Below are 21,903 nucleotides of genomic sequence, written 5' to 3' on the forward strand. Positions count from 1 at the left end.
GCACCAGATTTATATTGAGAGAACATTGTTTATTGTTTATCGATCTGTTAATTTATGATATTAATTAAAGCTCCCAATAAATTACCTTCTAATTTTTCATGCCAGTTTTTTACTCTCATGATTTTCCGAATTTTACAATTTCCGAAACGTTTAAACTGATTGACGCAAAAGGACTTGAGCTGGCAGGAAATACTTTGGGTGAACTTCTCGTTAATCTTGAAAGAAAAACAGGGATTTTTGTTATCCCGAACGATGAACCCAAGTACTTTAAATACTTCAATACGCGACAGTCTTCTGAGTTTATGTTGGTTGATATCCATATCACACGTGGTGGTGAAGTAATCTGTCCAAAGCAGGATTTGGATTTTGTACTGCTACCAACAGACAAGGTGGACGCTGGCTTGCTAGGCTGCTAATTTGATGATAGAAGTTTCTGTGTGTTTTAGATCGATTGCTCTAGCTATCTGATGGAGTCTTACCATGTCAATTAAATTGAATAATATCGCGAAAGCCCTGGCAGTGTTGTCTGGCCTGTTTGTGCTCGCCTCCTGCAACAAACCTCCAGAACCCAAGGTGGAACCTAGTGCTTCGGCTAATTTTCTTTCCGAGCAGAAAGCGCAGCTGGACAAGGCTAAAGAGGCGGCGCAGTTGATGCAGCAGAAGGCGGATGAACAAAGGACGATTGTTGAGGTCCAAACGGGTGGGGCTGCTGCCAAGCCAGCGAAGGTTGATGCGGGCAAGTAATGCTATTGCGAGGCACTTTGCAGCAGGCTGGTAAGCAGTGTGTGTTTTTCCTATGGGAGTAATTCATGTTGATTTCTTTTCGCCGTCTTGCCCTGGTTTCCTGTCTTGGCCTGCCTTTACTTGCTCAAGCGCAATTGCCTGTGCAGGCAAATCCTGATCATGAAGCCATGTTGTCCAGTGCGGATACGCGGCTGGCTGCGAACAAGCGGCTGGTGTATGACTTCTGGCGTGAGGTGTTTGAGGGCGGTCACATGGAGCTGGCAGACAAGTATCTGACCGAATCCTATATGCAGCACAACCCCGGAGTAGGGACAGGGCGCGCGGCATTTGTCGAGCTGTTCAGCAAATTCGTCAAACCCAAGGACATACAGGCCAGGGTCAAAGCACCTTTGGTGGCGATTACTGCCGAGGGCGATAAAGTGATATTGAGTTTTGTCAGCACCGTGCCAGATCCCAAAGATGCCAGCAAGAAATACACGACGACCTGGTTTGACATGTTCCGCATAGAGAACGGGAAAATTGCAGAGCACTGGGACCCGGCTTTAAAAGACAGCCATTGAGAGGCATAAATAGTGTTGCATAAGAATTTGATTGCTGAGGCGGCATCTTTGCCAAGCGCCTGGCGGTCTGCCATCCTGGGCAAGGCCAGTGGTGCGCAAGTAAAGGTGTTGCGCATGGATGAATGCGCTTATCCTGATGAAACCCATGACTTTACTGAAGCCTTGCTGGTGCTGGATGGGCAAATGAATCTCGACATTCACGGCGAGATTGTCGCTGTCAAAGCGGGTGAGTTGTATCTGGTGCCTGCCCATACTCCGCATGCCGTGGCAGCAGGAAGCAAGGGAACATTGGTTATCATTGATCAATAGATGTTTATGCTGGAATGAGTTTTGGCGGTAGCTTGTGCGCTTCATCCCCTTTTTAAACGGAGGCAGCATCATGCAAAAAATCACCCCTTTCCTCTGGTTTGATCATCAGGCCGAAGAAGCCGTACAGTTTTATCTCGACATCTTCAAAGACGCAAAAATTCTCAGCATAGCCCATTATGGTGAAGGCGCACCTCTGCCCAAGGGGACAGTGCTTACCATCAAGTTCACCATGGCCGGGCAGGAATTCGTGGCCCTCAATGGCGGCCCGCATTACAGCTTTACTCCGGCGATTTCTTTTGTCATCGATTGCGAGTCGCAGGAAGAAGTCGATTATTACTGGGACAAATTATTGGCGGGCGGCGGCAAAGAAAGCCAGTGCGCCTGGCTTACGGACAAATACGGCATTTCCTGGCAGGTCGTGCCGCGGGCATTGATCAATTATCTCAATGATGCCGACCCGGCCAAGGCGCAAAGAGTCATGATGTCTATGTTCCAGATGAAGAAAATTATCATTGCCGATCTGGATAAAGCCTATGCCGGATGAGTTTGTAAAAAATGTAAATTTTGTAAATATTTATACCCAGACTCTCATCCCGATTTTATTTATGTAAGATTGCCAGACTCAAATTCAGCATGTCTTCATCTTGAATGTCACACTCAGGCCGCTTACATCCAAAGGTAAATAAAATTGAAACTACTAAAGTCGTCGATTGCCGCGTTTTCTTTATTCGTTCTGGCGGGGTTTGCCATGGCTGAGACTGTCGTTGTCAATCCTTATGGCAAATACCTTGAAGGCGAGGATGTAGAAGTCGAGATGGCACAGTTCGCTGGCAAGAATGCCGATGGCCTGTATGATGTCTTGTTGAAAATGCGTGGTGCAGCCGCTTTCAACGCCGGTATTGATGGCAAGACCATTAAATACCGTGCGGTACATGGCGGCTCAGGCGTCGATTACCAGCTCAATGGCAAGACCCGCATGATGATGAGGCAGAATAATGGGGCTTCCATCTTCCAGGTCTTTCTTGATGGACGTACCATTTCTGTCAATGAGGTCAAAGCCAGGTCCCAGGAAGTACGTCCGCTACACTTGCTGACTGCCTCGACGGAGGCAGCAAAATAAGCGCCCTTGCCGTGGTGGTGTGATCACAAAACCTGTCCCTGCGACAGGTTTTTCTTTTTTTGTGCTGGCTCCTTGGCGTCAGGCACATCAGTTCATTATTGGCTAGAATACCACTCTGCCTTGCAGACACTGCTTCCGTCGGCATGCATGGATTATGGACGGGAAAGATATGCACACCAAAGAACTTTTAGAGGGTTTGTTTGAATATATGGCGTGGACCAATGCTGACTTATACAGGCTGATTGCGACGGTATCCAGAGATACGCAGTCCGTATCCCTGGGGCAGAGCAGGGTATGAAGCCTTGATCAGCATACGCCAGGCCCGCGAGCGCGATGCCAGCAAACTGCAGGCAATTTACCAGCTATGCGTGGTCAGGGCCGCCTGGCAGCAACGTGCAGCAGAAACCATTCCTGATTTTGCTCAGGTCAGTCGTGGTGAGTCGGTGTGGCTTGCCGTTGATGACAACGATGATGCCAGGGCTGTTCTGGCAGTGCAGGAAGCCGGGGCATATATCCATCACTTGTATGTAGCTCCTGACATGCAGGGGCAGGGATTGGGCAAGGCATTGTTGCAGCACCTGCAAAGCTGCATCCCTTTTCCCTGGCGTTTGAAATGCGTGGCGCAAAACCATGCGGCACTTGGTTTTTATGAACATCTGGGCTGGCACCGGATTGAGCAGGGACAGGGTGAAGACGGGATATATTATCTGCTCGAACACACTGGGCCAATCTAAACAAAAACAACACCGAGGAATATTGACGATGAGACCTGGCCATTTTTTTACTTGCTGCATGTTGGCATTTGCTGGCATGGCCAGGGCAGATGTCGATATCAACATCAGGCTGCTGCCATCAAAAGCACTGGAAGTAAGTTATCAGGTGCCACTGACCTGTAATGCTGTCGCCTTCAAGAAAAATGGTAGTGAGGCGGCAAAAATGCGCGGCACCTGGCAGGCCCTTGATGATTGCGGCAAGGCAGATGGACAGCAGTTGAGCCGCCAGAAGGGTGCATGCACGCAATTGCGTTTCCAGGTACCTGCGACGACGGACAGGGCCTGGGGTTACCCGGCGGCTTTTCCCGTAGGTGATGCAATATATGTCCACACCAGCAATTTTGCTGTCGATGACAGTTGCGGCAAGCCCAGTTACAGCTTCAGCGCACCAGGCATCGCCATGAATGCGCAGGTGCTCGCAGAGCATGCTCATCCCGCTATGGACAAGGCTGCAAATATGTCGGTCTTGTTGTTGCCAAAGGTATTCAAGGCAGATGGCAACTTCATTGGCTATTTTGATCCTGCACTGGGCGAAGCCAATATCAGCAGCATACGCAAGGTGGCCGGTGAGAGCATCGCATTCCTGCGCCGGGCCATGCCGAAAGCGACTTTTGAGATGCCTGTTATCGCTGCTGCCAGGGTCAGCGGCCCAGGCGGCCCCAGACCAGACGGGGATGCCAGTGATGTCTTGCGCCTGGGGCTGTTCAACTGGCCAGCGCAGCCGGATGCAGAGACACAACGCATGATGACCTTGTTTGTGTCACATGAGTTCAGCCATCGTTTCCAGATGCGGGACGAGGTTGATGTCTATGCTGATGCACGCCTGATGCATGAAGGCGGCGCAGAATTCCTGCGCTGGCTGATGGCTGTGCAAAAGGGATGGCTGACGAAGGAGCAGGCGGCAGAAGACCTGGACATGGCCTTGAGTGAGTGTTTGCTAGGGGTGCGCAATGCCAGTTGGGGCAAGTTGACCGCAAGGCAGATACGCAATGGCAAGCTTGAATACAACTGTGGTCTGGCGACCTATGTTTACGGGCTTGCTGCCAGGAAGGGCAAGGCCAGTCCCTTCGAACGCCTGGATAATTTCTATGAACAATTGAGACTGGCAAAGACGCAGTTGAAGTCGTCATTGCCAGACTTTGCCCATGCCCTGGAATGTGGTGAAGAGCAGGTATGTCGGGCTGTATGGTTGCCACGCCTGCTGGGTAAAGATGACAGTATGTCGGCAGTGTGGGCCGATTTTTTTGGACAAACCGGGTTTGCCCATGCTGTTGCCGCCAGCCAGCAGCAAAAAAATGCCATGATCAACCTGCTCATGCAGGGGCTGATGACAGAGGACTGTGGCAGCAGCAGTACCTACCCACAGACAGACAAACTGGGCATAGGCGAGGTCAAGGGTTGCAAACTGCTCAGAGATGGCATGAATATCATCAAGGCAGAAAACCTGCCTCTGTATAATCATCCCGATACCCTGACGGCGGCTGTGGCAGCCTGCAAGCTGCGTTCACAGGTCAGGCTGAGCATGGAGTCGGGGCTGGAACTCGACTTGCCCTGCAAGCAGGTTTATCAGCCGGTAGGGCAATTTTACGCGGTGGACATGGCAAAATTACTGGCGGGCCTGAATCGCTGACAGTATCAATTTGTAGCAGCCAGATTTGCCGCTTGTAGTCTGTGCTGGTTTGATGAATACTGGGAAAATCTGTTTTCTGTACTGTTTCAACTTATTCAAGGCTATTCATGTCAGGCAAAGTTGAGGTATCCGGAGTTGCCCTATACCGTTCCATGGTAGAACAGGCTCTGGATGCCGTGTTGGTGCTGGAAGACGGCGTTTTCAGGGACAGTAATCCCGCTGCCACAGCCATGTTTGGCTGGTCGGCAGAGCAAATACTTGCGAGCACATTCATGCAGCTGTCTGCCGCAAGCCAGCGAGAAGTGTCGCATGCATTTGAGGTGTACATGGGATTGGCCATGCAAGGCCAGCCCCAGCGCTTTGAATGGCTTTGCTGCCGCGCAGATGGCAGTTCGTTTGCCTCTGAAGTGAGCCTGTGCTTGCTTGCAGACGATGCCAGGAAAATGCTGATCGTCACCGTACGCGATATCACAGCCTATAAAAAAACTGAGAAAAACACTGAGCAAAACACTGAGCGCTCGGCTTACAGTAAGAGTGAAAAGCTGCGCGTTCTGCTCGAAAATTTCCCTGGTGGCGTTTCCCTGATCGATGAAAATCTCAGGGTGGTCGCCTGGAATTCTGAGCTCTTGCGCATGCTGGATTTACCCGCAGCCTTGTTTGAGGGGGCACCACCGCTGGCACGAGAAGTCTTTGAAGCCAATATCAGACGCGGTGAATATGGTGAATTCAGCAGCGCCAGCGATGAAGAAAAACTGGCCAAGCTCATGGCCATCATACAAAGTGATACACCCTATAATTACGAACGCTTGCGTTCTGATGGCAGCATCATAGAAGTGCGCGGGGTGCCGGTAGAAGGAGGCGGTTTCGTCACTACCTGCATGGATGTGACTGCCAAGCGCCGCATAGAAATCGAGTTCCGCAAACAATCCCTGTTCCTGAAAGCCGTACTGGCCCACATGCCTCAGGGTTTGAGTGTATTCGATGATCAGTTAAAGCTTTATCTGTGGAACCAGGGTTTTCTCGATGTGCTTGATTACCATCCTGATACCATCTATCAGGGAGTCGCTTTTGAAGATTTATTGCGCATCATGGCCGAGCGCGGCGAATATGGCGAAGGTGATATAGAAGAACTCATCGCCACCCGCCTGCAACTGGCCCTGCAGTTCCAGGCGCATGAATTTGAACGAACGCGCCCGAATGCCCACACTCATCTGGTACAGGGCAAGCCCATCCATGAAAATGGCAAGTTGCAAGGATTTGTCACAACCTATACCGATATCACCGAGCTCAAGAAAGTGCAGACCGCCTTATCCAAGGCCAATGCCCTGCTGGAGCAGAATATCGCCGAGCGCACGACCGAATTACGCCATACCCAGGATGACCTGATGCGCAGCGAAAAACTGGCTGCCATGGGTGCACTGGTAGCCAGTGTCGCGCATGAACTCAATACGCCTATCGGTAACAGCCTGCTGACTGCCAGCACCCTGCATGCGAGAACCCGGGAGTTCGCCCAGAAAATAAGTGATGGCAATATCCGCCGTTCGGATCTGGCAGCTTACCTGCAGGCAGCACAACATGCCAGTGAGCTCATAGAACATGGCTTGAACAATGCGGCTGACCTGGTGGCCAGTTTCAAGCAAGTGGCAGTAGATCAGGCCAGTTCCAAGCGCCGCCGTTTCCATCTCAATAAGGTTTGCCATGATGTCATTGCCACCATGATGGCCAAGATACGCCAGGCAGGCCTGCAGATCAGTGTGGATATTCCTGAGCATATAGAGCTCGACAGCTTCCCAGGCCCACTGGACCAGGTGATCTGTAACCTGATTGACAATGCCATCCTGCATGCCTTTGAAGGCAAGCCTGATGGCCAGATCTGGATCAGTGCCACCATGCTCGGGCAGGACAGGGTAGAGCTACGTTTTGACGATAATGGTGTCGGCATACCTGCAGAAAATCTGGGCCGCGTATTTGATCCCTTCTTCACTACCAAGCTGGGACAGGGCGGTACCGGGCTGGGCATGAATATCGTCTATAACATCGTCAACAGCCTGCTGGGAGGTGACATACGCATAGAAAGTGAAGAGGGAGCAGGTACCGGCTTCATCATGCAAATCCCCCTGATTGCCACTGTCAATAATACAGGGCCTGCTGACTAAGCTACTCGGGTATTGCCAGTTTCAGGCAGGTGGTCGGCTATACTGTCTTTCTTTTTGCATCAAGAAAGTCCAGCATGTCTCAATTCCCAGCTTGCCCAGTCTGCTCCATGGAAAACACCTATCCTGACGGCGATAATTACATTTGTGCCGATTGCGCACATGAATGGCCTATGCAGGCTGCCGCTGTCGCTGACGACAGTGATGATCGCATAGTCAGGGATGCCAACGGTAACGTGCTGACAGATGGCGATGCGGTCGTCCTCATCAAGGACCTTAAAGTCAAAGGCTCATCTACTACCCTGAAGATGGGCAGCAAGGTCAAAAGCATACGTCTGGTCAGCGGCGACCATGAAGTCGATTGTAAAATGGATGCAGGCAATTTCATGTTGAAAGCCTGTTACCTCAAAAAGGTCTGATCCAAGTCTGATCCAGGATTGAAGTAAGTCTGATAGGGAGCAATGCATGCGGCATATACTGGTCTATGGTGATTCCATGTCCTGGGGCTTGATCCCGACAACACGCAAACGCCTGAATTTTGAAGAGCGCTGGCCTGGCGTGCTTGAGATAGCTTTGAATAGCGCCGACAAGCATGTACGTGTGGTCGAAGATTGCCTGAATGGCCGCCGCACTGTCTGGGAAGATCCGTTCAAACCGGGCCGCAATGGCTCGCAAGGTCTGGCGCAACGCATAGAGACCCTGACCCCCTTGTCACTGGCAATCGTCATGCTCGGTGTGAATGATTTCCAGTCCATGCATCAGAATAATGCCTGGTTGTCTGCGCAGGGCCTGGCCGTCATCATCAATACCATACGCCAGGCACCGGTAGAGCCGGGCATGCAAATCCCGCCGATACTCATCATCGCACCACCTATGCCGTATGACCCCAAGGGCATGATAGCGCCCAAGTTTGTCGGTTGCGAAGAAAAGTGCGAAGGTCTGGCCGAAGCTTATAAAGAAGTAGCTGCCGCTGCAGGCTGCCATTTCTTTGATGCAGGCAGTGTCGTGACATGCAGCGAATATGATGGCGTGCACCTGGATGCAGACCAGCATCTTATCCTGGGCTGGGAACTGGTCGGTGTCGTTTCTTCTATCTTGAAGTAGGCTGTGATGAACGCTGACTTGCATGCCATACAAAACCTGCTGGCAAGGTTTGCCAACAGCTTTGACCTCAAGGACTGGGATGCACTGTGCAACTGCCTCAGCGATACGATATATACGGATTACTCAGATTTACGCGGTACCCCACCAGAGCAGATGAGCAATCAGCGCTATGCAGAATTACGCCGCATCGCCCTGCAAGAACTGCAGACTCATCATCTGAGCGGGAATACTGAAATTGAATTGGACGGTGATGCTGCAAATGCAAAAGTCTCTACCATTATTTTTCGCAAGAATGCCGCAGGACAGGCCTTGCATACGCATTGCCTGTATCAATTTGGCTTGAGCAAATCCAGCGGGCAATGGCTGATCAATTCCATCGTCCAGAAAGTATTCTGGAGTGATGGCCAGACGGCGATACACGCTGGTATCGCCAAATAAGAAACCAAGAAAATAAGAAAGCCACCCTGGGGTGGCTTTCTCCTTGTGCTGACTGTCCTGGTCAGGTCAGCTTCAAACGCACGTCAGGCAAATTGTATCTGCCCATCGTAAATACCCACGAGTGCAATCGCTGCTGAAGTATCGGTAGCGGTGACTGCAGAAGCAATCGCGATACCATTCGTAATGGACGCCTCAGGTGTCAGGAAATTCAAGCCCCATTCCACAGCGAACTGATTGGCCACCTTGATTTTATTATCGAGCAGATTGACGACCCAGCCCCAGGTCGCGTCGCCTGTGAATGCGCGTGCACCGGCGAGTACGGCACTGACCATGGAGCCACGGCTTTGTATGCCGCTATCAAGTTCATTGAGCCAGTATTTGAGGCCCGCCGCATCAGCCCCATCTGCTCTGCCCATGGCATTCTTGTAAATGATATTGATAAAATCAGTATTGCTGAGGCTGGCGCTGTAACCAGTCTGGGCCGGGTATTGTGCAGCCGCCAGGAAGAAGGCATCACCTATCTGTTTGAAGCTCATGCCTCCCTTGAACTGGTTGATCCAGTAATCCAGACCATCCGCATCAGGCACACGGTTGAAATAGGCCACATACAATTCTTCCAGCGCCTTCAATTCTGTTGTCTTGATGGTATGCGCATTGTCATACACGATGGTATTGACGATGTAGTCAGTGAACTGGATTTTTTCTACATTGTGGGCAGCCCAGTAAGCCGCATTCTGGTTACCCAGCAACATGGTGTTGTTGCCGATTTCCCAGACAAAATAACTGCCACCGCCTGTACCGAGTTTGGCACTGATGACCAGGGTGTCCGTACCGGCACCGCCATCAATATAGTCATAACGTACAGACTGGGGAGCACTCAGGCCTATGGTGTTGTTGCTGCCATCAAACTGGTAAATAGTGTTATTCGCATTCAGGCTGCTGCTGGCACCGCTGACATTGATGATGGTCTTGTCCAGCGTGGTGGTTTCCGTCTGTTGCGTGGTGTTCAGGTTCTTGCGTATGTAGCCGGTATTGTCTATGGTTGTCAGGCTCAGGCTGGCACCAGCCTTGTAGGCTCCGGAACCATAGGCATCAAAGTAGAGCTTATCTGTGGTATTGACTGTGTTGCCAGCTATCTTCCAGGTATAAGCCAGCAAATTTGCGTCTGGTACTGATGGTTGGTAAATGCCGGGTATGCTGGAATACAGGTCAAGGTAATCGCCGATGGCGGCATAATATTTGAGGGCAAAGGCTTCTTTTTCAGGCGCGCTGAAGGCCACGCCCAGGTGATTCATTTTTGAATCCTGGGTTGCACGCCAGATACCAGTGCTGCGGTAATAGCCACCCTGATAAGTACCAACGACGCCAAGATCACCGTCCTGAAAACCCAGCCATGCAGACCATGGTATGCGGCTCAGTGAATCGGTCACGTGCGGGCTGGCCAGGAAGCCGGGATCGGTCAGAGGGTAACTGCTGGCATTTGCGGTATCGACATATTCGTCCTGCAAGCCAGCAAAACTGTGGCCTATTTCATGCAGTACGACTTCGGCAGATGAAATATTCCCGGCAGATGCCCAGGCGATGGAACCGCCAGCACCGCCATATAATGCTGTATTGACCAGTACCACAACGAGTTCGTGCGCATCACTGGCGACTGCGCTGTTGACATAAGACGTTACCTTGGAAATGTCACCATACAGCAAACGCCCGTCACTGAGATGTTGGCTCGCATCAAAATAGGTATTGACGCTGATATTCTGGTTGGGCTGGTCCGTACCTGATTGCGCAGAGGCGACAAAAATGGCACTGGCATTGAACAGGTTTTTGTATGGCGAGAATGGTGCATTCAGTTTGGCATTGGCATCCCCCAGCATATTGTCCAGGAATTTTTGCGCATCGGACAAAAACTTGGCGCGCTCGGCAGCCGTATAACCTTCGGCAACAAAGACGATATCTACGCGGTTCTTGCTGCTGCCAGTATTCAGTAAGGGGGTGACGTCTGCCATGATGGGTGAGCCTTGTAGATAGTAGCGTGTGTTTCAGCAGCGCGGATGAGTGCGTTGCCAGGTCAAAAATAAGCCCGTAAATATATTAAGAAAAAACGGGCAAATGCTATCGTACAACAATGTCTATGTAAAAAGACACGTATTTCATGTAGGGATTTGCAACAAGTGTTGCAAAATTGAACGGCGGCATTGACGGTTCATTTTTGGCAGTGGCAGTCTGCGCAAACAAGCATGTCCAGCTTTTAATAGACATCCCGTTTGTACAATCCCGACTCAGCCATCTGCTCCAGTTTATCCAGACCCAGCAGATTACTCAAGGTCTGGTGCACTTCTTCTGCCATGCCTTGCAGGCTGCCGCACACCAGGATGGCTGCGCCCTGTTCTACCCATGCCACGATGTCTGCCTGTTGTTCTTGCAAGGCATGCTGTACGTAGCGACGCTCAGCCTGGTCGCGGGAAAAGCACAGGTTCAGTTTGCTGAGTACGCCACAGGCTTGCCAGTCCTGTATTTCCTGACGATGGAAAAAATCATGCGCCTCGCTTCTTTCACCAAAAAACAACCAATTGCGTAAATGACCACGGGCAGCGCGCGCCTTGATATGCGCACGCAAGCCTGCCAGGCCAGTGCCGTTGCCTATCAGTATCAGGGGATGGTCCTGCGATGGCGTGTGGAAGTTACGGTTTTCACGTATGCGCAATTTGATGCTTTGCCCGATTTCTGCATGGGCAGTCAGCCACCCGGAGCCTATGCCGAGGCTGCCATCCGGGCGGCGCATTTGCCGCACCAGCAATTCCAGCTTGCCATCGGCAGGCAGGGATGAAATCGAATACTCGCGATGTGGCAGGGCAGGGCGTTCTTCAGAGGTATTTTTAGTTGGATAGTCAGGGCCAATTTCTGCGATATCACCTGCCTGCCAGATATATTCACCGCTACCTGCGTCTCGCGCTGGAATACAGGCGATGCGGTAAGCAGGCCCGCCGAGGCTGCCAGGATTGAGCAATTCTCTCTCGGTCAATATCCATTCCTGATAAGCCGGTTTGCTCCAGTCCGCCATTTCTGTATGACCGCTGAGCAGGCCTAAATAATGCTGCCAGTGACGTAAAGCTGCTTCATCACCATTATCGACTTCTATCATGTCAAACAGGCTATGTGCTTGCTGGTGCTTGAGCCACAGATCTACCCGGTGGGCAAAAGCGCAGAATTGCTGATAATGCCTGTCACCGAGCGCCAGTACAGCGAAATGCAAATGCGATAAATCGATTTTCTGGCTCATGAGCAGGCGTGTGAATGACGCTGCATTGTCAGGCGCATCACCTTCGCCAGTAGTGCTGAGTATGAATAAAATGCGGCTGGTCTTGCTTAAAATTTCTGCCTTGATGGCGGCCAGGCTGCTGACAGCAACATTCATACCGGCATCCTGTAAATGCTGTGCAGTCTTGACGGCGATTTGTTCTGCAAAACCAGTCTGGCTCGCATAGGCGATCAGGACGTTTTGTGCATTCGCCTGATTCAGTTCAGCACTAAATCCGTGATGTTGCGTGGCCAGTTCATCTTTATGCCTGCGCAGGGTTTGCAGGCAAAAACTCAGGTAGCTGATAGCGACCAGCGCAGTGCTGCATTGCTTTTGTGCTGGAGAAGGAAGAAAAAAGCTGGCCAGGCACAAGAGCGTCAAGGCCAGGCAGATACGCTTCATCCAGCTTAAAGAGGGCAGGCGCATACGCGATTAATCCAGCATGGCACGCAAGGCCCTGCTCATTTTTTCTTCAAAACCAGACGCGGTTCTTTGCAGGAACAGGGCGGCGATCTGATGTTGTTCGGCATAGTCCAGACCGGCAGCGCAACCCAGCACCGTCAGCGCAGTAGCCATCGCGTCTGCCACCATGCATTCAGGGTGCAAGACCGTGACCGAGGCCAGATCATTGTCTGCCGGATAACCCGTGCGCGGATCAAGCGTATGCGCATAGCGGCGGCCATCCTGTTCAAAATACTGACGGTAATCGCCAGAAGTCGCAATCGACAGGCCATGCAGGGCGACCAGGTATTCCTTGCCCAGTTTTTCTTTATTCCCTGCCGGGCTCTCTATTCTGACCCACCACGGCGCCTGGTCTTTTTTCATGCCTAGTCCGCGTAATTCTCCACCGAGCTCTATCAGGTAACTGCTGATTTTATTCGCATCAAGATAGCGGGCAATCTGGTCCAGCGCAAAGCCCTTGGCAATCGATGATAAATCCAGCGCGACGCTGCTGGTGCCAGTCTGACGTATGCGCTGGTTCAGATGATCCAGCTCCAGTGATTTCCAGTTGCCAGCTTGCAGGACAGTGTGGATTTCAGTTTCTGTTGGCGTGCTGTCGCGCTTGCCCGCAGGGCCAAAGCCCCACAGATCAACCAGCTTGCCTGCGGTGATATCATAAGCCCCACCTGTTTGCTGGGACAGGTACAAACTGTAATCGACGAGCTTGAAAAATTCTGCTGGCAAGGATTGCCAGCTATTGGCCGCTGCGCGGTTGAACTCGCATAAATATGAGGATGGGTCCCAGGTACTCATCTGCATGACGACCTGGTTCAGCTCCGCTTCTATACCCGCCTGCAATTCGTGCACATCGTGGGCTGGCAGGCAGAGTAGCTGCACAGTCCAGCTGGTGCCCATGCTCAGCCCACTGAGTGTATGGCTGATCGCATGGGCGGGCGGTATTTGTGGTTCCGCCACATCCAGCGGTATAAAAACACGACGCATATTGCTCAGTATTTGTTGCTAAGTATTGATAATGATTATTGCGGCAAGACTTCCAGTGTGGCTACATAGCTGGCTACCCTGGATTTGGCCGGAGCCTTGACTTGCTTGTCGTCCTTGATTTCTGCTTCCATCCAGTACAAGCCCGCATTGGCCCAGGTCACGCTGAATTTGCCCTCATTATCTGTCACAAAAGTTTTTTCATCGAGCTTTTGGCGGTAACGTACGCCACCAGCTATCAGGGTGACACTGACCTTGGCTGCCGGTTTGCCATCCAGGGTCAGGCGGAATTGTGCTGTTTCACCGGCGACCAGGTCATTCGGGTGGGTGGCACCACTCAGTTCCAGGCCACTGCCTGTAATTTCCATCGCCTTGCCACCGGGTTTGCCATTGGTGACGAAGGTTTCAACGCGGCCACTGCGTTGTGTGACTTGCAGTTCTTCTGCATTGGCTGGCACTTCCTTGGCAAAAGTTTCTGCCGTACCGCGCCAGCGCTTGACCTTGCCTTCTTCCTTGTAACTGGCAAACAGGCCTTCATTCAACAGACCAATTTTATAGCTGCCAATCTGGCTGAGCTTGACATCGAAACTGCTGCGGTATTTGCCGATATTGGCATTTTCCGGTTTCAGCGCAGTGCCGTCTGGTGCTGTGATAAACAGATTATCAAGCTTTAGCGCATTGTGATCAAACACAAACACATCGGTAGCAGCAGCTGCATCGACGGTCACCCATGGGGTATTGCCAGCCACCACAGTTGAGGACGGCACCAGGAAGGCGCGGTGCGCCTGCGCCGTGAATGCTGCGCAAGCCAGTGCCGAGAACAGAGCGATTTTTTTAAAATTTTTCATGATTATCCTTGAGCCAGTCTTATTTGATCGTCACAGCAATAGTTCCCAGCTCATGGCTACCCTGGGCTTTGAGGTTTTGCTCGCCTTTGGCTTGCCACTGGAACGGAACTTTAACCACTTCACGGCCACCGCCCTCACGCGCAGCTTCAACGATAAGCTGGTAGTCACCTGCTGGCAGTTTCGCCAATATACCCTTGTCACCGGCAAAACTCAGGGTTTGCTCACCGGTAGTACGGGTAGCTCCACTGACGCCTTCGACCGGCATTTGTAATTCACGGCCACTACGGCGCCACCACTGACGCAAATCCTTCAACCATTTCGTACCTTCATTGTCGCGTTTTTTCAAGTCATACCAGACTGCCAGGTTGCCAGCAAAGGTCTGGTCTGGTTTTTCCAGCCAGATCGCGACATAGGGCTTGTGATATTCAGCCACATTCAAACGTGGCACTTCGACTTTCAAAGTCAGGTCAGCCGCGACAGCATTCATGGCCGGGGCGCCCAGCAGACTGGTAATGGCAAACGGGAGCAATTTACGCATGGATAGACAACCTTATTGAGAACAAAGTAAGAACAAAGAATGAACGGTTTTAAATAACTAGTGAACTGTAACAGTGAAAATCGGAGTGCCTGCCATGTGCGCGACGATCATGGCTGCGTTGCAAATACTCGCGATAGCCCCGCTATCGCTGTGTTTTGCATCTTGCCCTGATGCGCCGGGCACATGTCCTTCACTCTCGATTTCACTGTTACAGTCCACTAGTGGATAAACATCAGGGCAAGTATCAGAGGCAGCACAAGTCCAAACACCACCACCGGCCAGGTGCTCGGGCGTTTGCCTGCATGCATCTTCAACAGGAACAGACCAGTCACACAAAAAATCAGGCAGACCACGGCAAAGGCATCGATAAACCAGTTCCATGCGGTGCCGGTATTACGGCCTTTATGCAAGTCATTGAAATAGGCAATCCAGCCACGGCTGGTCAGCTCATATTCCACTTCCCCATTGTCCAGTTGTATGCGCAACCAGGCATCGCCACCGGGGCGGGGCAAGCCTATATACACTTCTTCCGGTGACCATTCCGGTGCCTGGTCACCCAGTTTTACTCCCATATCCTGTGCCAGCCATTCACTGACATCGCGGGGTATCGCGGCATCATCGGTATTTTTCAAAGCATTCAACTGCGACAACAAGGCAAATGGCAGCTTGCCTTCTTTCTTGCTGACGACAGGATGCGCTTCTATCTGTGCAGAATGATTCAGGGTGATGCCTGTCGCCGCAAACAGGATCATCGCTATCAGGCACAGTGCTGAACTGATCCAGTGCCATTGATGTAAATGGCGCAACCAGAAAGCCCGGCTTTGTTGTTGCGATAAATTGTCCGTACTGGCTTGCATGAATTTATTCTTGTTCATTCTAAATGATAATTATTCTCAATTGTACATGGAGTCGTGTCGAAAAAGCAGTGGGAATTGTACATTTTTGTTTCCGCCTGACAGCGTGATAGGCATTTTGATAACTTTATTCCAAAGTCCACCCAGGCAGTGCGTGATAAACTTTTAGGGATATCAACTTATTTTCTTCATTATGAACGTCGTCATTCTTGCAGCTGGCATGGGCAAACGCATGCAATCTTCTTTGCCCAAAGTATTGCACACGCTGGCAGGCAAGCCTTTACTGAACCATGTGATCGCCACGGCGCGACAACTGCAGGCCAGCACTATCTGCGTGATCTATGGCCATGGTGGTGAACAAGTACCAACAACCGTTGCCGCTGAAGATTTGCGCTTTGCGCTGCAAGAACCGCAACTGGGTACTGGCCACGCGGTCGCCCAGGCTTTGCCTGTGCTGGATACCAGCCAGCCCACCCTGGTCCTGTATGGCGATGTGCCACTGACTACACCAGCCAGCCTGGCCCGCCTGATTGCGGCGGCTGGCAAAGACAAACTCGGTATCCTGACCGTGGATATGGCTGACCCCACTGGTCTTGGTCGCATTGTCAGGGAAGACGGCGTCATCAAACGCATCGTCGAACAAAAAGATGCGAGTGAGAGCGAGCGTCAGATCACAGAAACCAATACCGGCATCATGTCCATACCAACTGCTCACCTGCAAAAATGGCTGGGCAATCTGTCCAACAAAAATGCCCAGGGCGAATATTATCTGACCGACATCGTCGCCCAGGCAGTGGCCGATGGCGTGGAAGTTGTCTCAGCCCAGCCCGATGCTGTCTGGGAAACTCTGGGCGTCAATAGCAAGGTGCAACTGGCCGAGCTCGAACGCACGCATCAAAAAAATATTGCCCTCAAATTATTGGAGCAGGGCGTGGGCTTGTATGATCCGGCGCGCATCGACGTACGTGGCAGCTTGCAATGCGGGCGTGATGTGTCGATTGATGTAGGCTGTGTCTTTATCGGTGACGTGCAACTCGGAGATGGCGTCACGATAGGCCCGAACTGCGTCATCAATAATGCGCGTATTGCAGCAGGCAGCAGCATCAAGGCTTTCTGCCATATTGAAGATGCCGTGGTCGGTGCCAAATCACAGATAGGCCCTTATGCCCGTCTGCGCCCTGGTGCCGAGCTGGCAGAGGACGTGCACATTGGTAATTTTGTTGAAGTCAAAAACAGCCAGATCGCTGCACACAGCAAGGCCAATCACCTGGCCTATATTGGTGACGCCACCATAGGCAGCCGCGTCAATATTGGTGCCGGTACGATCACCTGCAATTATGATGGCGTGAACAAATCGCGTACCATCATCGAGGACGATGCCTTTATCGGCAGTGATACACAACTGGTGGCACCAGTGCGGGTAGGTAAGGGCGCGACTCTGGGTGCAGGCACGACGCTGACCAAGGATGCACCGGAAGGCAAGCTCACCGTCTCACGCGCAAAGCAGATCACGATCGATGGCTGGCAACGGCCAGTCAAAATCAAGAAGTAAGCATGCATGGTGTAGCGGTCAGTCATGTCAGTCATATCGGCTGGCCGCTACACAGTAATACACATCAAAAAATCAGGATAATGTTTGCAATAACTGCGCAGCTTTCACAGCCTGTGGCGCATTGTTCTTGACTATCTCATTCAGGTATTTCTTCGCTTCTTCAGCCTGGTTTTTTTCTGCTGCCAGAGTCGCCGCACGCATCCACACCGCACCACGGAAATTCACATCAGTCTGGGCAAACTGCTGCGCATCGATAACATCTTTCAGCAATTGCTCACCCTTGTCGTGACGGTTCATTATTTTTGGAACGGCCAGATAAGTGCTGGCAGCGACGAAGCGCACTTCCAGTGCCACAGGCACGCTGCCATGCATGGCAGGGCTATTGTCTGCCAGTTGCAAAGCCTGTTCTACCATCGCCGTGCCATCTTCCAGTGCGGTGGTTTTTTCAGCTTTGGCGAATTTGTCGAGTGAAAACTTGGCAGTTGCTGCACCGGCATAAGACATCAGCAAAGGATTACCTGGTTCTTGTTTGAGCAAATTGCTGAAGGTATTTGCTGCTTGCTGGTTAGCTGTTCTGCTGGCATCTATTTCAGCCTGGGCCAGTGAATTAATGTAGTCCTGATTCAACCATGCAGTCACAGCATTGGCGACATATTGTTCCTGGCTGATGGCCGGTGTACTGACCAGTTGTTTGACGGCAGTCTTGAATTCAGTTTCCGAAAATGCCATGGCATTGCTGGCAGCAAGAGTGGCGATACCGGCGGCAAGCAAAACGGTTTTGATGGTAGTTGTAGTAAAGAGGTTTTTCATGATGGACTCCAGTAAATTATTCAGTAAGTTAATAAGCTGTGTTTGTGTGTTGTTCGGTACGGCAATGTCAGATTAAGGGCTGGTCGCGCAAGTCACCACCGGTATGAGATCAGTGGCAGGAATCTGGTGTGAAGACTGAAAAAACTGGCGTGAAATGAGTTCTGGCAAAACAGGAAATTTCTGTCTATGGTGTATGAAGGCTCCGGGAGAGCCTGCAGAGAGGCAATTCCGCAACAGTATGATGTCGGTTTGATAAGTGAAACTGGCTTAGAAAGGCAACTGAAAGCTTGCACTCCTTAGCATGTGAACCGACCACATGACACGCATGTTGTCTGCAAAACAAAAATTTCTATAGGAGAACACCGATGAAGAAGTTACTCGGCGCGGCCACGCTGGCATGCATGGCGACAGCAGCACATGCGCAAACCAGCGTCACCATCTACGGCCTCATTGATGCCAATATCACGTACAACAACAATGCGAATGCCAATAAGGACAGCCAGTTCAAGCTCAATAGCGGCGGCATGAATACCTCACGCTTTGGCTTGCGCGGCAGTGAAGACCTGGGTGGCGGTTTGAAAGCCATTATGCAACTCGAAGGCGGTGTCTTGCTCGATACCGGTGCGTCTGATGGTGACATCTTTGGCCGTCAGGCCAATGTCGGCCTGCAAGGTGATTTTGGCCGCATCATTGCTGGCCGTTCTTACAGCACCACCTATGATTTCATCCTGCCGTTCGACCCTATGGGTTATGCGCCGCAATATTCCTGGGCAACTTCTGCCGGTGCCACTGGCAATCGTAAAGATGGCATGCTGACTGGTGTATCCAATCTCTTGAAATACCAGTATGACGGCAAGGGCTACAAACTCGGTGCAACTTATGGCTTTGGTGAAGTGGCAGGCAATACCTCAGGCAATGCCAAATACATCGTTGCGGCCAGCGCGTTCGATGGCCCGTGGGCAGCTGTCATCACCTATGAGCAAAATAATAGTGCACCGATAGCCAACGGCACTTATGACCAGGCCAAGGTATTGCACCTGGGTGGGTCTTATGATTTTGGTCCCGCCAAAGTGTTTGCCGGCTACCGCAATTTCAAAAAGACCCTGGCCACAGGCGCTGCAGATCAGCGTAGTGACACACTGTGGCTGGGTGCCAATTATGCAGTGGCACCTTCCTGGACTCTGACGGGCGTCTACTACTATCAGGACATCAAGAATGTCGCATCAGGTGCAGATGCTGATCCAGGCATGCTGGTGCTGCGCGCCAAGTATGCGATGTCGAAACGCACTGATATCTATATCGCCACAGGCTATGCCAAGGCCAGCAATAACAAGCTGACTGGCGTATCGCGTGACGATGCAGGTTTTGCATCGAACCAGACATCGGCGACAGTTGGTATCCAACACCGCTTTTAATCGTATGGCGCTATAAAATCAAAAGCCCTGAACTGCCAGACAGTTCAGGGCTTTTGTGTCTCGATGTGGTTGCTTCAATGCGGCCTGACTTCTTTCTTCAAAGCCGCCATCGCCATCTTCTCAACCAGACCAGGTGCAATCAGTTTCAGCCAGCGCCCCAACTTGCCCTTGAAGCTCATGACGACGTCACGGTCACCACGTTCATAGCCACGTATGATGAGTGAGGCACATTCTTCTATCGACATCGCGTCGTCTTCTTTCAAACCGCTCTTGCCCGCTGCTTCTCCAGCCGCGTTATAACCGTGATAGCGTATCTGGGTAGCCACTACGCCAGGGTAGGCCACGGTCACCCTGACGCCAGCGTCTTTCAGTTCTGAACGCAGGCTCTCAAAAAAACCACCCATGGCAAACTTGCTGGCACTGTACGCAGTGCGGCCCGGTACACCGATCAGGCCAGCCAGTGAAGATACCGCGACTATGGTACCGCGTGATTTTTTGAGATGGGGCAGGGCAGCATGCGTGCACCAGACACTGCCCCAGAAATTGATGCGCATGAGCTCCTGATACCAGCCCAGGTTATCCACTTCCTCGAGCAGGGCCTGGGCAGACTTGCCCGCATTATTGATGAGCACATCGATACTGCCAAACTGCTCTACCGCTACCTCTATCAGGTGGCGGCAATTGGCTTCCACACCTACATCGGCTTTTACCACATGTGACACAGCACCAAAGGCCTTGCATTCGGCGGCGACTTTCTTGAGAGCTTCTTCATTGCGTGCCGCCAGCACTAATGCCAGACTGGGGCCATATTTTTTAGCCAGTTGACGCGCGATTTCTGCCCCTATCCCATCTGAACTGCCGGTAATGATAACAACCTTGTGTTTTGCCTTCATAGTTTATAGCTTTCATCCGTTCGATCAAGTTTGCGTATCAAGGACGGCCAGACAAAGGCACCACCCAGCCCACCAGTCTGTACGCGCATGGCTTCTGACACCCCTTTGACGATGATGGGATTCACATGGACCAGTTCACCACCAGCTTGCGCTGCCAGTTGTATCTGGCAAGTCGCTTCAAAGGTGTACATGGACAGGAAGGCATCGGCGATCGACTTGCCCGCTGTCAATAAGCCATGATTGCGCAACATCAGGAAGTTAGCCTGTCCCATGTCAGCTTGCAAGCGTGGTTTCTCATCTTCCCTGAAGGCAACGCCTTCATAGTCATGATAAGCCAGCGACGCCAGCACAAAAGTTGATTGCTGCGACAGCGGCAGCACACCACATTTTTGTGCGCTAACCGCGACCCCTGCCCGTGTATGCGTATGCAAAACACATTGCACATCTTCACGCGCCGCATGTACGGCGCTATGGATGACAAAGCCAGCCGGGTTCACCGGAAAAGGGGAGTCAATCACCTTGTTGCACTGCTGATCTACCTTGACCAAAGAGGAAGCCGTGATTTCATCAAACATCAAACCATAGGGGTTGATGAGGAAATGATGCTCAGGCCCGGGTATGCGTGCACTAATATGGGTGAATACCAGGTCGCTCCAGCCATACAGAGCGACAAGGCGATAACAGGCGGCCAGATCGACACGTAATTGCCATTCTTCTGCGCTGACCTGATCTTTGACTGAACGTATTTCCATGATGTCTCCGGTGTTGTTTTTTTGTGACTCGGGTTTGTGTTTATTTGTCGTTGTTGCCGCTGACAGCGGTTTTGTAAATCGTATTGCGCGGCTGGCTGAACAGCTTGGTCAGCATGGGTTCAAACTCCACCAGAGGGAAAGTCTCTGCATGCGCATCGAAGGACGGGTTATCGTATAAGGCGCAAAACTCTGCCGTGCGCTCGAAATGCGGGTGGCCACGGAATTGCTCGCGCATATTCCTGTCCATGCCTATGTGGTGGAAAAAATAATTGCCCTGGAATATGCCATGGTGTTCCACCATCCACAGGTTCTCCTCACTGACAAAAGGCTTCAGGATGGCAGCCGCAATATCCGGGTGATTGAATGAGCCCAGCGTGTCACCTATGTCATGCAACAAGGCGCAGCACACATATTCATCATTACGGCCATCGCGCAGTGCCCGTGTGGCGGTTTGCAGCGAATGGGTAAAGCGATCAACCGGGAAGCCGCCGTAGTCACCTTCCAGCAAACGCAGGTGCTGCATGACTCTGTCTGGCAAGCCCTGGGCAAAACGCCTGAACTCTCCACCTATGATTTGCCAGTCTTCCTGGGTACTGTCCTCCATGCGGACAAATTGCGCGCGATGTTGCATTTGCATACTCCCTGAGTAGATACATAGACATAACAGCCATA

24 protein-coding genes are annotated in these 21,903 nt (G+C 51.7%); 14 read left to right on the forward strand and 10 right to left on the reverse strand.

Features of this window, described 5'->3' with window-relative positions; translation table 11 throughout:
* Window positions 1–98: 98 nt before the first annotated feature.
* From UNDYM_RS00680 to UNDYM_RS00735, 12 genes are all read left to right on the forward strand, one after another.
* Window positions 99–416 (forward strand): hypothetical protein, encoded by a 318-nt coding sequence (locus UNDYM_RS00680; RefSeq protein ID WP_162039292.1) that lies wholly within the window; start codon window positions 99–101, stop codon window positions 414–416.
* Between the two features lie 64 nt (window positions 417–480).
* Window positions 481–744: a hypothetical protein gene (locus tag UNDYM_RS00685; RefSeq protein ID WP_162039293.1), complete on the forward strand. Its 264-nt coding sequence runs from the start codon at window positions 481–483 to the stop codon at window positions 742–744.
* 65 nt (window positions 745–809) lie between these two features.
* The gene (locus UNDYM_RS00690; protein ID WP_162039294.1) at window positions 810–1,304 is read left to right on the forward strand and encodes a nuclear transport factor 2 family protein; all 495 of its coding nucleotides are present in this window, start codon (window positions 810–812) and stop codon (window positions 1,302–1,304) included.
* A gap of 12 nt (window positions 1,305–1,316) precedes the next feature.
* Window positions 1,317–1,613 carry a cupin domain-containing protein gene (locus tag UNDYM_RS00695; protein WP_162039295.1) on the forward strand — a complete coding sequence of 99 codons (297 nt, stop codon included), beginning with the start codon at window positions 1,317–1,319 and terminating at the stop codon, window positions 1,611–1,613.
* Between the two features lie 70 nt (window positions 1,614–1,683).
* Window positions 1,684–2,157 carry a VOC family protein gene (locus UNDYM_RS00700; protein ID WP_162039296.1) on the forward strand — a complete coding sequence of 158 codons (474 nt, stop codon included), beginning with the start codon at window positions 1,684–1,686 and terminating at the stop codon, window positions 2,155–2,157.
* Between the two features lie 144 nt (window positions 2,158–2,301).
* Complete coding sequence (locus UNDYM_RS00705) at window positions 2,302–2,733, forward strand: hypothetical protein (RefSeq protein ID WP_162039297.1); 432 nt, start codon at window positions 2,302–2,304, stop codon at window positions 2,731–2,733.
* Window positions 2,734–2,975: 242 nt separating this feature from the next.
* Window positions 2,976–3,467 carry a GNAT family N-acetyltransferase gene (locus tag UNDYM_RS00710; RefSeq protein WP_162039298.1) on the forward strand — a complete coding sequence of 164 codons (492 nt, stop codon included), beginning with the start codon at window positions 2,976–2,978 and terminating at the stop codon, window positions 3,465–3,467.
* Window positions 3,468–3,525: 58 nt separating this feature from the next.
* On the forward strand, window positions 3,526–5,136 hold the full coding sequence (locus UNDYM_RS00715; RefSeq protein ID WP_162039299.1) for a hypothetical protein: 1,611 nt from the start codon (window positions 3,526–3,528) through the stop codon (window positions 5,134–5,136).
* A gap of 107 nt (window positions 5,137–5,243) precedes the next feature.
* Window positions 5,244–7,292 (forward strand): PAS-domain containing protein, encoded by a 2,049-nt coding sequence (locus UNDYM_RS00720; RefSeq protein WP_162039300.1) that lies wholly within the window; start codon window positions 5,244–5,246, stop codon window positions 7,290–7,292.
* Between the two features lie 74 nt (window positions 7,293–7,366).
* Complete coding sequence (locus tag UNDYM_RS00725) at window positions 7,367–7,708, forward strand: zinc ribbon domain-containing protein YjdM (RefSeq protein WP_162039301.1); 342 nt, start codon at window positions 7,367–7,369, stop codon at window positions 7,706–7,708.
* Window positions 7,709–7,754: 46 nt separating this feature from the next.
* Entirely contained in the window at window positions 7,755–8,393 is a 639-nt protein-coding gene (locus tag UNDYM_RS00730; RefSeq protein ID WP_162039302.1) for an SGNH/GDSL hydrolase family protein, read from the forward strand.
* Window positions 8,394–8,399: 6 nt separating this feature from the next.
* Window positions 8,400–8,831: a nuclear transport factor 2 family protein gene (locus UNDYM_RS00735; protein WP_162039303.1), complete on the forward strand. Its 432-nt coding sequence runs from the start codon at window positions 8,400–8,402 to the stop codon at window positions 8,829–8,831.
* Between the two features lie 83 nt (window positions 8,832–8,914).
* Here the strand turns inward: UNDYM_RS00735 and UNDYM_RS00740 are convergent, their stop codons facing one another.
* The 6 genes from UNDYM_RS00740 to UNDYM_RS00765 all read right to left on the reverse strand — a co-directional run bounded on the left by UNDYM_RS00740 (window position 8,915) and on the right by UNDYM_RS00765 (window position 15,830).
* Complete coding sequence (locus tag UNDYM_RS00740) at window positions 8,915–10,837, reverse strand: M64 family metallopeptidase (protein ID WP_162039304.1); 1,923 nt, start codon at window positions 10,835–10,837, stop codon at window positions 8,915–8,917.
* A gap of 242 nt (window positions 10,838–11,079) precedes the next feature.
* Complete coding sequence (locus UNDYM_RS00745) at window positions 11,080–12,531, reverse strand: sulfite reductase subunit alpha (protein ID WP_162044386.1); 1,452 nt, start codon at window positions 12,529–12,531, stop codon at window positions 11,080–11,082.
* Window positions 12,532–12,561: 30 nt separating this feature from the next.
* Window positions 12,562–13,572 (reverse strand): FAD:protein FMN transferase, encoded by a 1,011-nt coding sequence (locus UNDYM_RS00750; protein WP_162039305.1) that lies wholly within the window; start codon window positions 13,570–13,572, stop codon window positions 12,562–12,564.
* Window positions 13,573–13,607: 35 nt separating this feature from the next.
* Window positions 13,608–14,417 (reverse strand): DUF4198 domain-containing protein, encoded by an 810-nt coding sequence (locus UNDYM_RS00755; protein ID WP_162039306.1) that lies wholly within the window; start codon window positions 14,415–14,417, stop codon window positions 13,608–13,610.
* 19 nt (window positions 14,418–14,436) lie between these two features.
* Window positions 14,437–14,955: a DUF2271 domain-containing protein gene (locus UNDYM_RS00760; protein WP_162039307.1), complete on the reverse strand. Its 519-nt coding sequence runs from the start codon at window positions 14,953–14,955 to the stop codon at window positions 14,437–14,439.
* 218 nt (window positions 14,956–15,173) lie between these two features.
* Window positions 15,174–15,830, reverse strand: a complete 657-nt coding sequence (locus tag UNDYM_RS00765) for a PepSY-associated TM helix domain-containing protein (protein ID WP_232063657.1) — start codon at window positions 15,828–15,830, stop codon at window positions 15,174–15,176.
* Window positions 15,831–16,002: 172 nt separating this feature from the next.
* Between UNDYM_RS00765 and glmU the strand changes: the two genes are divergently transcribed.
* A complete protein-coding gene (glmU, locus tag UNDYM_RS00770; RefSeq protein ID WP_162039308.1) occupies window positions 16,003–17,361 on the forward strand; it encodes a bifunctional UDP-N-acetylglucosamine diphosphorylase/glucosamine-1-phosphate N-acetyltransferase GlmU in 1,359 nt (452 codons plus the stop codon).
* 72 nt (window positions 17,362–17,433) lie between these two features.
* Here the strand turns inward: glmU and UNDYM_RS00775 are convergent, their stop codons facing one another.
* The gene (locus UNDYM_RS00775; RefSeq protein ID WP_162039309.1) at window positions 17,434–18,171 is read right to left on the reverse strand and encodes a hypothetical protein; all 738 of its coding nucleotides are present in this window, start codon (window positions 18,169–18,171) and stop codon (window positions 17,434–17,436) included.
* Window positions 18,172–18,536: 365 nt separating this feature from the next.
* Between UNDYM_RS00775 and UNDYM_RS00780 the strand changes: the two genes are divergently transcribed.
* Entirely contained in the window at window positions 18,537–19,586 is a 1,050-nt protein-coding gene (locus UNDYM_RS00780) for a porin (RefSeq protein ID WP_162039310.1), read from the forward strand.
* A gap of 74 nt (window positions 19,587–19,660) precedes the next feature.
* On the opposite strand, the gene UNDYM_RS00785 is transcribed toward UNDYM_RS00780, so the two are convergent.
* The 3 genes from UNDYM_RS00785 to UNDYM_RS00795 are packed head-to-tail and all read right to left on the reverse strand — an operon-like array spanning window position 19,661 to window position 21,862.
* On the reverse strand, window positions 19,661–20,479 hold the full coding sequence (locus UNDYM_RS00785) for an SDR family oxidoreductase (protein WP_162039311.1): 819 nt from the start codon (window positions 20,477–20,479) through the stop codon (window positions 19,661–19,663).
* The gene (locus UNDYM_RS00790; protein WP_162039312.1) at window positions 20,476–21,231 is read right to left on the reverse strand and encodes a class II aldolase/adducin family protein; all 756 of its coding nucleotides are present in this window, start codon (window positions 21,229–21,231) and stop codon (window positions 20,476–20,478) included. Before UNDYM_RS00790 ends, UNDYM_RS00785 begins: the two co-directional genes overlap by 4 nt.
* A 40-nt stretch (window positions 21,232–21,271) precedes the next feature.
* Window positions 21,272–21,862 (reverse strand): HD domain-containing protein, encoded by a 591-nt coding sequence (locus UNDYM_RS00795; protein ID WP_162039313.1) that lies wholly within the window; start codon window positions 21,860–21,862, stop codon window positions 21,272–21,274.
* Window positions 21,863–21,903 lie beyond the last annotated feature (41 nt).

It is taken from the genome of Undibacterium sp. YM2, from assembly GCF_009937975.1.
Taxonomy (GTDB): Bacteria; Pseudomonadota; Gammaproteobacteria; order Burkholderiales; family Burkholderiaceae_D; genus Undibacterium.

Bases quoted from the DNA above. Each gene is read 5' to 3' on its own strand.
- UNDYM_RS00680 (WP_162039292.1), top strand. From the start codon at position 99: ATGCCAGTTTTTTACTCTCATGATTTTCCGAATTTTACAATTTCCGAA.
- UNDYM_RS00740 (WP_162039304.1), bottom strand. From the start codon at position 10,837: ATGGCAGACGTCACCCCCTTACTGAATACTGGCAGCAGCAAGAACCGC.
- UNDYM_RS00690 (WP_162039294.1), top strand. From the start codon at position 810: ATGTTGATTTCTTTTCGCCGTCTTGCCCTGGTTTCCTGTCTTGGCCTG.
- UNDYM_RS00775 (WP_162039309.1), bottom strand. From the start codon at position 18,171: ATGAAAAACCTCTTTACTACAACTACCATCAAAACCGTTTTGCTTGCC.
- UNDYM_RS00790 (WP_162039312.1), bottom strand. From the start codon at position 21,231: ATGGAAATACGTTCAGTCAAAGATCAGGTCAGCGCAGAAGAATGGCAA.
- glmU (WP_162039308.1), top strand. From the start codon at position 16,003: ATGAACGTCGTCATTCTTGCAGCTGGCATGGGCAAACGCATGCAATCT.
- UNDYM_RS00765 (WP_232063657.1), bottom strand. From the start codon at position 15,830: ATGAACAAGAATAAATTCATGCAAGCCAGTACGGACAATTTATCGCAA.
- UNDYM_RS00785 (WP_162039311.1), bottom strand. From the start codon at position 20,479: ATGAAGGCAAAACACAAGGTTGTTATCATTACCGGCAGTTCAGATGGG.
- UNDYM_RS00725 (WP_162039301.1), top strand. From the start codon at position 7,367: ATGTCTCAATTCCCAGCTTGCCCAGTCTGCTCCATGGAAAACACCTAT.
- UNDYM_RS00730 (WP_162039302.1), top strand. From the start codon at position 7,755: ATGCGGCATATACTGGTCTATGGTGATTCCATGTCCTGGGGCTTGATC.
- UNDYM_RS00700 (WP_162039296.1), top strand. From the start codon at position 1,684: ATGCAAAAAATCACCCCTTTCCTCTGGTTTGATCATCAGGCCGAAGAA.
- UNDYM_RS00715 (WP_162039299.1), top strand. From the start codon at position 3,526: ATGTTGGCATTTGCTGGCATGGCCAGGGCAGATGTCGATATCAACATC.
- UNDYM_RS00745 (WP_162044386.1), bottom strand. From the start codon at position 12,531: ATGAAGCGTATCTGCCTGGCCTTGACGCTCTTGTGCCTGGCCAGCTTT.
- UNDYM_RS00795 (WP_162039313.1), bottom strand. From the start codon at position 21,862: ATGCAACATCGCGCGCAATTTGTCCGCATGGAGGACAGTACCCAGGAA.
- UNDYM_RS00760 (WP_162039307.1), bottom strand. From the start codon at position 14,955: ATGCGTAAATTGCTCCCGTTTGCCATTACCAGTCTGCTGGGCGCCCCG.
- UNDYM_RS00755 (WP_162039306.1), bottom strand. From the start codon at position 14,417: ATGAAAAATTTTAAAAAAATCGCTCTGTTCTCGGCACTGGCTTGCGCA.
- UNDYM_RS00750 (WP_162039305.1), bottom strand. From the start codon at position 13,572: ATGCGTCGTGTTTTTATACCGCTGGATGTGGCGGAACCACAAATACCG.
- UNDYM_RS00780 (WP_162039310.1), top strand. From the start codon at position 18,537: ATGAAGAAGTTACTCGGCGCGGCCACGCTGGCATGCATGGCGACAGCA.
- UNDYM_RS00685 (WP_162039293.1), top strand. From the start codon at position 481: ATGTCAATTAAATTGAATAATATCGCGAAAGCCCTGGCAGTGTTGTCT.
- UNDYM_RS00735 (WP_162039303.1), top strand. From the start codon at position 8,400: ATGAACGCTGACTTGCATGCCATACAAAACCTGCTGGCAAGGTTTGCC.
- UNDYM_RS00720 (WP_162039300.1), top strand. From the start codon at position 5,244: ATGTCAGGCAAAGTTGAGGTATCCGGAGTTGCCCTATACCGTTCCATG.